This is a genomic window from Pseudoalteromonas sp. Z9A4 (genome assembly GCF_011378845.1).
GTDB classification, from domain to species: Bacteria; Pseudomonadota; Gammaproteobacteria; order Enterobacterales; family Alteromonadaceae; genus Pseudoalteromonas; species Pseudoalteromonas arctica.
This window is the reverse complement of sequence record NZ_WTLA01000038.1, coordinates 17352-28128: the sequence shown is the minus strand read 5'-3', so window position 1 is coordinate 28128 and position 10777 is coordinate 17352. Positions and strand designations below refer to the sequence as shown.

Here is a 10777-nt window from a genome sequence, read left to right as displayed (position 1 = left end):
TCCAAAAATCCAAAAATCCAAAAATCCAAAAATCCAAAAATCCAAAAATCCAAAAATCCAAAAATCCAAAAATCCAAAAATCCAAAAATATTCAGTACTTATAAAGATTCGATTTGGTAGCATAAATTTAAACATCCAACTTTATTAGGAGGATTTATGGCAAGTGGATGGGCACGAGACGGTGCAATTCAAGATCAAATTGATGCGAGTGTTAATGACGCCGTACAGTATGCAAGAAGCAATTTAATATCTGGCGCAAGTGCAGAGTTATGTGATGAGTGCGATGAGAAAATCCCACAAGCACGAAGGATCGCGTTACCAGGAGTGCGCTACTGTGTTGCATGCCAAGCTGCGATAGAAGGTAATGATGCTAGCGCTAAATCGTTTAATAGACGTGGCAGTAAAGATAGTCAGTTGCGTTAAAAAGGTGCTGAAAAGCACCTTTTATTTAATACCAACCTGCATAAATATTTGAACAATATATAAAATTAAACCCCTCCATAGTTATACCAACCAGCATAAATCTTTGATCAATTTAACGAATTAAATTGCACTATAACGTCGTTAAAAATTTTTTATTTAGAACAACTAGATACAAAAATTTTTGCCTAGTTCTAGCGTAATTTTCTTAACGTTAAATAGACCCCATATATAAGCAGATTGGCATTAAGCAAATTGTTATTACTTGAACTAGTTGTTAAGTAATTTAAAATTTACTCATGTCATCTTTTTTCTGAATAAGTTCTATTGAATAACCATCAGGGTCTTTTACAAAAGCAATTTCAGTAGTGCCGCCTTTTACTGGTCCAGGTTCACGACTAACATTACCACCGGCTGCTCTAATATCAGCACAGGCCTTGTAAATATCATCAAACTCAATGGCAATATGACCATATCCATTACCCAGGTCGTAGCTATCCTCGTCCCAGTTATAAGTTAACTCTAATACTGTATTATCTGCTTCGTCGCCATATCCAATAAAGGCAAGAGTGTATCTGTATTCACTGTTATCAGCTCTGCGTAATTCCTTCATACCTAATACTTCAGTATAAAAAGCAATTGATTTGTCTAAATCCGCTACACGCAGCATAGTATGTAATAAACGCATTATTCAGTTCCTTTAGTGATTTTTCAAAGTTCAGTATATTTTTAACTAAGCGCTATTATTAAGCGCATTTTGTGGTTTTTATATGTATTAGCCATATATGTAGGCGTTACGTACAAATCACAACCTCAATACCATTTAGAGTTGGAAGCTGTTGACGTATGATCCTTATAATTTTACCAATAACATCAATTGTAAATTACCAATTAATGAACCATTTTATTGAATTTTGCATATTTAAATAAAGAACACTCAATTATTGGTCAACCTATTAGTATAAAAAAAGTTACTGATTGTTCAACAAAAGTTAACCTATGTCTGATTGGGTTTGTTGTATCTAACTATTTGTTTTTAATTGATATTAAATTTATTTGTATGTAATTTGTAAAAATATGGGATTTACTTGGTTAACTTATTGGTTGACAAAAAAGGCGTATGGTAATACAGTTTTTGCATACCAATTGGTAAGTTGCTTGGTTTGAGTGAATACAATGTATTGGTAATTAATCAGAGTTACGTTTTGCACAGGTTAATTTATAAATAACTCAAGCTTAAAGTTACTCTACAAATTGAAACAAAGACACAGCGTATTTTAAAGTAGATTTTACTTGTTCTTATAAAAGTATGCGCCACATATTTAGGAGTTATTCATGTCAAAACCAGTCATCGGTTTCATCGGCTTAGGCTTAATGGGCGGCAACATGGCCGAAAATTTACAAAACAAAGGCTATGAGCTAATTGTTATGGACCTTAGCAAAGATGCGGTTGCAGCATGTGTCGCTAGAGGCGCAAAAACAGCAAGCACTGCTAAAGAGCTAGCTGAAGGTTCAGATATTGTTATGTTTTGTCTTACAACTTCTGCCGTTGTAGAAAAAATCATTTATGCAGAAGACGGTATCCTAGCGGGTATTAAAGAAGGTGCAGTACTAGTTGATTTTGGTACTTCTATTCCATCATCTACTAAAAAAATTGGTGCTGATTTAGCAGCTAAAGGCGCAGGCATGATTGATGCTCCTCTTGGCCGTACACCAGCACATGCTAAAGACGGCCTTTTAAACATCATGGCTGCAGGCGATATTGATACATTCAATAAAGTTAAACCAGTACTAGAAGATCAAGGTGAAAACGTTTTCCATCTTGGCGAGCTAGGTGCAGGTCATACAACTAAGCTTATCAACAACTTCATGGGCATGACTACAGTATGTGCTATGTCACAAGCATTTGCAGTTGCAGAGCTTGCCGGTGTTGACCGTCAACAGCTTTTTGACATCATGTCGACTGGTCCATCTAACTCACCGTTTATGCAATTTTGTAAAAACTATGCAGTTGATAATGTTAGCGACCTTGGTTTCTCGATTGCTAATGCAAACAAAGATTTAGGCTACTTCCTACAAATGGTAGAAGACCTAGGTACTGAATCAAAAATCGCTGAAGGTTCATCAGCTAACCTACAAGCAGCGTTTGACGCTGGTATGGGTCAAGGTAACGTTCCTGAAATTTTTGATTACTTCAAAAAGCTAGAAAAGTAATACTTCTCGACCTTATTGAGCGCTTTAAGCTTTTGGCTTAAGGCGCTTTAACACACATGACACCAATTGACTAAAGTCTTTGTGTAATGTCAGCTTTTTTAAATTCTGATGAAGCACTACTTTCAGTCACAACGAAAAAGAGTTAACTATGCGTTTGATTAACACAATAAAGCTTAGTCTAGTTCTCATCGGTTGCATATCCACACAAATAGCGGCCAAAGATTATTTTGTAGAAAGTAAACAAGCTTTTAATGATATCGCAGCTAATCTAGTTGCTGGCGACAAAGTAGTACTTAAAAATGGTACTTGGTCTGACTTCGAAATCCTACTTGAAGGCCAAGGTACAAAAAACTCTCCTATTTTATTGACCGCTGAAACTAACGGTAAAGTAATTTTATCGGGTCAATCGAACCTAAGACTTGCAGGTAAATACCTTGAAGCTTCAGGTTTAGTATTTAAAGACGGCTACACACCGAGCTCAGCTGTAATAGAGTTTCGTAAAAATAAAAATGAATTAGCCTACAATTCACGAGTTACTCAAACAGTAATCGATAATTATAGTAATCCAGACAAACGAGAGTCTGATTATTGGGTTGCATTATATGGACAACATAACCGCTTTGATCATAGTCATTTAGTTGGCAAACGAAATAAAGGTGTGACAGTTGCTGTTCGTTTAAACACTCAAGCAAGTCAGGAAAACTATCACCGCATAGACAACAACTATTTTGGCTACCGTCCAACTTTTGGTTCAAACGGTGGTGAAACCCTGCGTATTGGCACCAGCCATTACTCATTAACTGATTCGCATACATTGGTAGAAAATAACTATTTTGAACGCACCAATGGTGAAGTAGAAATTGTGTCGGTTAAGTCAGGTAAAAACATCCTTCGTAATAACGTATTTTATGAAGCGCGCGGTACATTAACGCTGCGCCATGGTAACGGTAACCTTATAGAAGAAAATATTTTTATTGGTAATGGTGTTGACCACACAGGTGGTATTCGCGTTATCAATAAAGATCAAATTGTAAGAAATAACTACCTACAAGGTCTAACAGGGTATCGTTTTGGCAGTGGTTTTACTGTGATGAACGGCGTACCAAATTCATCTATAAATCGTTATCACCAAGTTGAAAATGCGACAATTGAAAACAACACATTTATAAATGTGCGTCATATTCAACTTGCCGCTGGTAGCGATGCTGAGCGTAGCGCTGCACCTAAAGATAGCGTAATGAAAAACAACTTAATCATAAATCAAGATGGTGAACAGCCATTTACAACATTTGATGATGTAAGCGGGCTGGTACTAAGTAACAACATTGCTGATACAAAAGTACTTTCTGAGCTAACGTACGGTGTAAAAAAAGAAAAAATCATGCTTAAAAAAGCAAGTAATGGTCTACTTTACCCAACATCTAAAAGTTTAAATGTAGGTGCAAAGCGTGATTTAAAAGTACTTAAAAAAGAAGATACCGGTGTTAGCTGGTATGCAAAAGTACCTGCTTTAGTTGATTTTGATTCAGGTAAGACACATTCTGTTAAAGCTGATGTAAGTGCATTACTAGACGCTATTGATAATGCCGAGTCGGGTGATGTTCTAGAACTAGCGCCTGGCCAGTATGATGTTTCTAAACTGGTTAAAATTGATAAAACGTTGACAATTAAAGCGAAGCAGAGCACAAAGTCTAAACTTACTTTTCAACGCTCTACCTTGTTTGAAATACATGATGGCGGCAGCTTAAAACTAGATGGTTTATCAATTTCAGGTGAAAACGCGCCAGATGCAATAGGTAACAGCATTGTTCGTACGCAAAAATGGGGTATGGTTGATAACTACCGCTTTGTAATGACCAACTCAGAGTTAAATGCTTTAGATATTAATCATTCATTCCATTTCTTTATCACTGGTAAAGGTGCAATGGCTGACGAAATTATTGTTACAGGTAATACCTTTAATACAGTAACAGGTGACATTTTACGTCTAAATACTGAAATTGAAGACTTAGGTGTTTATAACGCGGAATACGTTATTGTAAATAATAATACATTTAAAGATGTGCAAGGTGGTGTACTTAAGCTTTACCGTGGTGGCAGTGATGAAAGTACATTTGGCCCTCATTTTGAAATGACAAATAACACGCTTAATAACGTTGGCCTTGGTAAGCGTAACAAAGAGCAAGCGAGCATTTATGTTCACGGTGTTCAGGTTACTAATATCAAAGATAATAAATTTGTTAAATCTGCTCCTATTGTTGTAGAGCACACAGTAGGCGAGCCTAAAACTGAAATCTCAGATAATACATTTGATGCAACTAAAGCACCAAGCGTTAAAGAGCTAAGAGTAAAAGGCCCACATACAGCAGTATTAAAAAATAACAACATTTTAAATAAGGCAGGGTAAATACTATGTACTTATTAAAATGCCAAACACGTTTTAAAATAGCGGCTGTAGCAGCACTTACATTACTTACATCATTGGGTGCGCATGCAGCGCACCCAAACTTAGTAATTACTACTGATGACGTAAGTCATATGCGCCAAGCAATAGGCAGCGAAGGTAAATTTTCTACTGCGTTTGAGCTATTAAAAGCGCAAGTAGACGAACAAATAGCTCAACCAATTGCGGTACCTGTACCAAAAGATGGTGGTGGTGGTTATACACATGAACGCCACAAAAAAAATTATCAGCTTATGTATAACGCAGGCATTATTTATCAATTAAGCCAAGATGATAAATACGCAAACTATGTACGTGATATGTTGCTTGAGTACGCAAAATTATACCCAACGCTTGGTCTGCATCCAAAACGTAAAATGGACTCGCAAAATCCAGGTAAGTTTTTTTGGCAAAGCCTAAATGAAGCAATGTGGCTTGTTTACACAATACAAGCTTATGATCTAATTCATGACTCGTTAAATGCCGATAACATTAAAACAATCGAAAATGACTTACTACGTCCTGTTTCGTTGTTCACATCAGTAGGCCAACCGTCTACATTTAATAAAGTACATAATCATGGAACATGGGCAACAGCGGGTGTTGGCATGGCAGGGTATGTATTAGGTGAACCTGAGTGGGTAGAAAAATCATTATACGATTTAGAAAAGTCGGGTAAGGGTGGCTTTATTAAGCAGCTAGAAATGCTGTTTTCACCACAAGGTTACTATAACGAAGGCCCTTACTATCAACGCTTTGCACTACTACCTTTTGTAACATTTGCTAAAGCGATTGAAAACAACGAACCACAACGAAAAATATTTGAATATCGCGATGGCATATTATTAAAAGCGATTGATACGACGATTCAACTTAGCTACAACGGTTTGTTTTTCCCAATTAACGATGCAATAAAAAGTAAAGGTATCGATACCATTGAGTTAGTAAATGGGGTAACGGCAGCGTATGGCTTAACCAACGATGCAGGTTATTTAGATATTGCCAAGCAACAAGACCAAATAATTCTCTCTGGTGATGGGCTAAAAGTAGCTCAAGCACTTGATAACAACATGGCAAAACCTTATTCGTTTAAATCTGTTGCCTTCGGCGATGGTAATGACGGAAATCAAGGTGCTTTAGTTGTAATGAGAACGCAGGTAGGTGGCGATCAAGCTCTACTATTTAAACCTGCTGCACAAGGCTTAGGTCACGGTCATTTTGATAAACTAACATGGCAGTTTTACGATCACGGTAATGAAATTGTATCTGATTATGGCGCAGCACGTTTTTTAAATGTAGAAGCTAAATACGGCGGTCGTTATTTACCTGAAAACGAAACTTACGCTAAACACACTGTTGCGCACAATACGGTAGTGGTTGACGAAACAACGCATTTTAATGCAAATGTTGAAGTAGGAAATAGTAATTACCCTACACTTAACTTTTTCGAAACGAATGAATACGGCACGGTTTCAAGCGGCGAAATAAGCACAGCTTATAAAGGCGTTGATCTTGAGCGTACGCTTGCACTTATTAACTTACCTGAACTACAAAGCACAGTTGCACTTGATATATTTGATGTTGCAGCAAATAAAGCACATCAGCTTGATTTGCCTTTGCATTATAAAGGTCAGCTTATAGATACCAGCTTTGAGCTAAAAGCGAATGCAACACAACTGTCTGCATTAGGTACTAAAAATGGCTACCAGCATCTATGGCTTAAAGCTCAAGCGCAACCTCAAAGTGGTTTAGCTAAAGTAACGTGGTTAAACGAAAATGGTCGCTTTTATACGCAAACGAGTTTGGTTAAAGGTGATGAGTCTTTCTTGTTTACTCAAATAGGCGCAAACGACCCTGATTTTAACTTACGCAACGAAAACGGTTTTATTCGTCGTGTTGAGGGTCAAAAGCATCATAAATTTATATCTGTATTAGAGCCTCACGGTGAATACAATCCAAGTAAAGAATATACGTTAGAAGCTGTTAGTAGAGTTACAAAGCTTGAATATAGTCAGCAGGGCGATTTAACACTTGTTGAACTTGATATTAAAGGCAAGTCATATTTAGTGGCTATTAATAAAGCACCAACCTCAGCTAAAAATACATTCAATTATCAAAATAAAGAGTTCACTTTAAATGGCCGATTAGGCGTTTATATGATGAACAATAATCAGGAGTAAACAGGATGCAAAAGCAAAGCGCAAACTTTTCATTTGGCAGCGAGACCGAAATTGAAGATTTAGGAAATGGTCTAAAACGTCAAATGCTAGGTTATAACGAAGAGCTAATGGCCGTTAAAATTTGGTTTGAGAAAGGGGCTATTGGTTATAACCATGCTCACAGACATTCTCAAGTAACGTATGTTGTTGAAGGTGAGTTTCACTTTAACATTGATGGCGTAACTAAAATCTTAAAACCGGGTGATAGCTGCTTAATCCCTCCATTTGCTGATCATGGTGCTACCTGTCCAACAGGTGGAATCCTGATTGATACCTTTAGCCCAGCGCGTGAAGACTTTCTTGAGGATTAATTATGCAACTTAAAGGCTTACGTTGGTGGGTTATAGCGCTAATTGCGCTAGCGACCATTATTAACTATATAGACCGTCAAGCACTTAGTGTGCTTTGGCCGGACATTGTTGAAGATTTGTTCCCTGATGAATCAGCGCTAGAACGCAAACAAATATACGCTAATATTTCAATTGTGTTTGTATTTGCTTATGCATTTGGTCAAGCCATATTTGGTAAAATATTTGACTGGGTAGGCACACGCTTCGGTTTTGTTTTATCGATAGGTGTTTGGTCTATTGCAACCGTTGCACATGCATTTGCACAAGGTGTACTTAGCCTTAGTATTTTTCGCGCAATCTTAGGTGTAGCAGAAGCCGGTAACTGGCCGGGCGCAGCTAAAGGTAATGCTGAATGGTTTCCTACTAAAGAGCGCGCCTTAGCACAGGGTATTTTTAACTCTGGTGCTGCAATTGGTGGCATTATTGCTATCCCTTTAATTGCATACTTAACTATCTACTTTAGCTGGAAAATGGTGTTTGTTTTTGTCGGTGTATTAGGTTTTCTTTGGTTAGTGCCTTGGTTAATTTTAGTTAAAGCGCCGCCTAGCTCTCATCCTTGGCTTACTGCACAAGAACGTGAATACATCTTAACAGGTCAAAGACGTGTTGATGATAATGGTGATGTAACTTGCGAAGATGAAGAAGAATATAATCCATCTACAGCCGAGCTACTTTCTCGTAAACAAAGCTGGGGCGTAATTATTGCCTCTGCTGCAATTGACCCTATTTGGTGGTTATTTGTTTTTTGGATTCCAATTTACTTAAACGAAGTATATGGCATGGATGTTAAATCTATTGGTATATACGGTTGGGTTCCTTATGTTGGCGCAATGTTTGGCGCATGGTTTGGTGGCTTATTGGCTCAAAACCGACTTAAAGCAGGCTGGAATACAGACAAAACACGTAAGCTAACTATTACGCTGGGTTGTTTAATTATGCTACCTGCGTTACTTGCAATGGCAAATCCAGGTGGACCAACAACTGCGGTACTAATCATGGCTGTTATCTTATTTGGTTTTCAAACTGCAATTGGTAACGTGCAAACACTACCAAGTGATTTACTAGGCAAAAAAGCTGTAGGTACATTATCAGGTTTCTCTGGCATGGCGGCAAAGCTTGGTGCTGTAGGCCTTACATCGCTAGTGCCTATTCTTACTGCTGATGGTAACTACACGCCAGCATTTGTTATTGGTGCTTCTTTAGCCATTATAGCAATGGCAGCTGTTTGGATTTTAATTCCAAAAATAGAACCTCTTAAAAAGCCTCAATAATCTAGATAATAACTGCTATGCCAACATAATCTGTATAAGCGCATAGCAGTTAACTACATAGGGTAACTTCCAAGATGAAAAATATTTACTTTATCGGTGAATGCATGGTCGAGCTTAGAGCTATGAGCGCAGCTACACTTCACCAATCATTTGCAGGCGATGTTTATAATTCTGCAGTGTATTTAAAACGTTGCTTCCCGCAGGTTACTACCTCGGTTGTTACGGCTTTAGGACAAGATAATTTAAGTAAAAAAATGCTTGAGCGCTTTGAAAGTGAACAAATAAGTACACAACTCGTATTTGCTCACGATACCAAAGTACCCGGCATGTATTACATAGAAACAGATGAGCATGGTGAGCGTAGCTTTATTTATTGGCGTAATGATTCTGCAGCTAAAAAGGTTGTTGATTTTTTAGATGCTGATGCACTCGAGCAGCTTAGCCAAGGTGATATGTTTTTCTTTTCAGGAATTTCATTAGCAATAATTGAAGAAAGCGCACGTGAGCAATTTTGGAAAGTGGTAAAGCAGCTTAAAGATGCTGGGGTTAAAATAGTTTTTGATCCTAACTACAGAGCGCGTTTGTGGAATAGTGTAGAGGAAACTAAAGAGCAGTATCATTTAGCCTTTACTCTTGCAGATATTACCCTTCCAGGCGTTGAAGATTTAACAACACTTTATGACGTACATAGCGTAGAAGCGGTTGTTGAATATTTAAAACCTTACCAAATTGAAGAAATTATTGTTAAAAATGGCCCTGAATCGGTAGTGACAAAAGAGGGCGATACGCTTCAAAGCCACACTATAATACCGGTAACAAACGTTGTAGATACTACCTCTGCAGGCGATGCCTTTAACGGTGTTTATTTAGGTGCTCGTTTATCTGATAAATCAATTTCAAGTGCTGTACAACTTGCTGCAAAAGCAGCAGGTGCTGTTATACAACAGCCAGGCGCTATTGCTCCAAAAGATATATTTCAGCTAGCAATGGTTGAAGCTGGTATCTGATACCAATTTTATTAAAAACATGATCACCTTAGCGTATTAAATAACTCACTAACTACGTTAAAAATTATTTATATAGAACAACTATGTATCATAATTTTAGCCTTGTTATTGAGCTATTTTCTTGTCGCTATAATAGCTCATTAATTTAATGCAATTGGTATAACAAAATAATTAAACATTAAAGGCCGCCATACCTCGGCCGCATTACTTTTTATAAAGGAACAACGTTATGACTCGCTTTTCTGAACTTATGTCAGGACAAACACTGCTACCTATAATTCAAGCTGATACGCCAGAGCAAGGTGTTCAAATAGCGAAAGCTATGGCTAACGCTGGCCTTACTTTAGTAGAAGTAGTACTAAGAACAGAGGCATCAATAGAGGCATTAAAAGCTATTAAAGCACAAGTGCCTGAGCTAAAAGTAGGTGCGGGTACAGTCATAAATACTGACATTTTAGAGCAAGCACTTGAAGCGGGTTCTGACTTTATTGTAACGCCAGCGGTTTCTCCTGCGCTACTTACTGCACTTGCTAAATGTAATGTACCAGTACTTCCTGGTGTATCAAACACAGGTGATATTTTAATGGCGCTTGAATATGGCTTTAAAGAGCAAAAATTATTCCCAGCATCGCTTGCTGGTGGAGCACCTTTTGTATCAGCTGTTTCAACAGTATTTAGATCAGTAAGTTTTTGCCCTACAGGTGGCGTTAGCGAAAGTAATAAAATAGACTACCTTTCATTAAATAATGTATTCGCCGTTGGCGGTACTTGGATAGCGAAAAAAGAATGGGTTGAGCAAGAAAATTGGCAAGCAATTACCGATTCTTGTATCCAAGCTTTAAAATAGAAAGGA

The 10777-nt window shown here is 37.6% G+C and carries 9 protein-coding genes; 8 read left to right on the top strand and 1 reads right to left on the bottom strand.

Translation table 11 applies throughout. From position 1 onward, the window contains the following. The first annotated feature begins 156 nt into the window (after positions 1-156). Positions 157-423 (top strand): DksA/TraR family C4-type zinc finger protein, encoded by a 267-nt coding sequence (locus GQR54_RS18305; RefSeq protein WP_166379485.1) that lies wholly within the window; start codon positions 157-159, stop codon positions 421-423. Positions 424-706: 283 nt separating this feature from the next. Here the strand turns inward: GQR54_RS18305 and gloA are convergent, their stop codons facing one another. Continuing rightward, positions 707-1108: a lactoylglutathione lyase gene (gloA, locus tag GQR54_RS18300; protein WP_166379483.1), complete on the bottom strand. Its 402-nt coding sequence runs from the start codon at positions 1106-1108 to the stop codon at positions 707-709. 647 nt (positions 1109-1755) lie between these two features. On the opposite strand from gloA, the gene GQR54_RS18295 reads away from it, so the two are divergent. The 7 genes from GQR54_RS18295 (at position 1756) to eda (ending at position 10771) form a co-directional block, all read left to right on the top strand. Then, complete coding sequence (locus GQR54_RS18295) at positions 1756-2634, top strand: NAD(P)-dependent oxidoreductase (RefSeq protein WP_007585320.1); 879 nt, start codon at positions 1756-1758, stop codon at positions 2632-2634. Between the two features lie 148 nt (positions 2635-2782). Beyond that, complete coding sequence (locus tag GQR54_RS18290; protein ID WP_166379481.1) at positions 2783-5041, top strand: polysaccharide lyase 6 family protein; 2259 nt, start codon at positions 2783-2785, stop codon at positions 5039-5041. Between the two features lie 5 nt (positions 5042-5046). Further along, positions 5047-7257, top strand: coding sequence for a heparinase II/III family protein (locus GQR54_RS18285; RefSeq protein ID WP_166379479.1), 2211 nt, complete (start codon positions 5047-5049; stop codon positions 7255-7257). A 5-nt stretch (positions 7258-7262) separates the two neighbouring features. Next, on the top strand, positions 7263-7607 hold the full coding sequence (locus GQR54_RS18280) for a cupin domain-containing protein (protein ID WP_166379477.1): 345 nt from the start codon (positions 7263-7265) through the stop codon (positions 7605-7607). A gap of 2 nt (positions 7608-7609) precedes the next feature. Beyond that, on the top strand, positions 7610-8917 hold the full coding sequence (locus GQR54_RS18275; RefSeq protein WP_166379475.1) for an MFS transporter: 1308 nt from the start codon (positions 7610-7612) through the stop codon (positions 8915-8917). 74 nt (positions 8918-8991) lie between these two features. Beyond that, positions 8992-9924, top strand: coding sequence for a sugar kinase (locus tag GQR54_RS18270; RefSeq protein WP_166379473.1), 933 nt, complete (start codon positions 8992-8994; stop codon positions 9922-9924). A 229-nt stretch (positions 9925-10153) separates the two neighbouring features. Next, the gene (gene eda, locus GQR54_RS18265; RefSeq protein WP_166379471.1) at positions 10154-10771 is read left to right on the top strand and encodes a bifunctional 4-hydroxy-2-oxoglutarate aldolase/2-dehydro-3-deoxy-phosphogluconate aldolase; all 618 of its coding nucleotides are present in this window, start codon (positions 10154-10156) and stop codon (positions 10769-10771) included. Positions 10772-10777 lie beyond the last annotated feature (6 nt).

What these genes read in the sequence shown, in the direction of transcription:
- GQR54_RS18305 (WP_166379485.1), top strand. Translation starts at nt 157, where the DNA reads ATGGCAAGTGGATGGGCACGAGACGGTGCAATTCAAGATCAAATTGAT.
- gloA (WP_166379483.1), bottom strand. Translation starts at nt 1,108, where the DNA reads ATGCGTTTATTACATACTATGCTGCGTGTAGCGGATTTAGACAAATCA.
- GQR54_RS18295 (WP_007585320.1), top strand. Translation starts at nt 1,756, where the DNA reads ATGTCAAAACCAGTCATCGGTTTCATCGGCTTAGGCTTAATGGGCGGC.
- GQR54_RS18290 (WP_166379481.1), top strand. Translation starts at nt 2,783, where the DNA reads ATGCGTTTGATTAACACAATAAAGCTTAGTCTAGTTCTCATCGGTTGC.
- GQR54_RS18285 (WP_166379479.1), top strand. Translation starts at nt 5,047, where the DNA reads ATGTACTTATTAAAATGCCAAACACGTTTTAAAATAGCGGCTGTAGCA.
- GQR54_RS18280 (WP_166379477.1), top strand. Translation starts at nt 7,263, where the DNA reads ATGCAAAAGCAAAGCGCAAACTTTTCATTTGGCAGCGAGACCGAAATT.
- GQR54_RS18275 (WP_166379475.1), top strand. Translation starts at nt 7,610, where the DNA reads ATGCAACTTAAAGGCTTACGTTGGTGGGTTATAGCGCTAATTGCGCTA.
- GQR54_RS18270 (WP_166379473.1), top strand. Translation starts at nt 8,992, where the DNA reads ATGAAAAATATTTACTTTATCGGTGAATGCATGGTCGAGCTTAGAGCT.
- eda (WP_166379471.1), top strand. Translation starts at nt 10,154, where the DNA reads ATGACTCGCTTTTCTGAACTTATGTCAGGACAAACACTGCTACCTATA.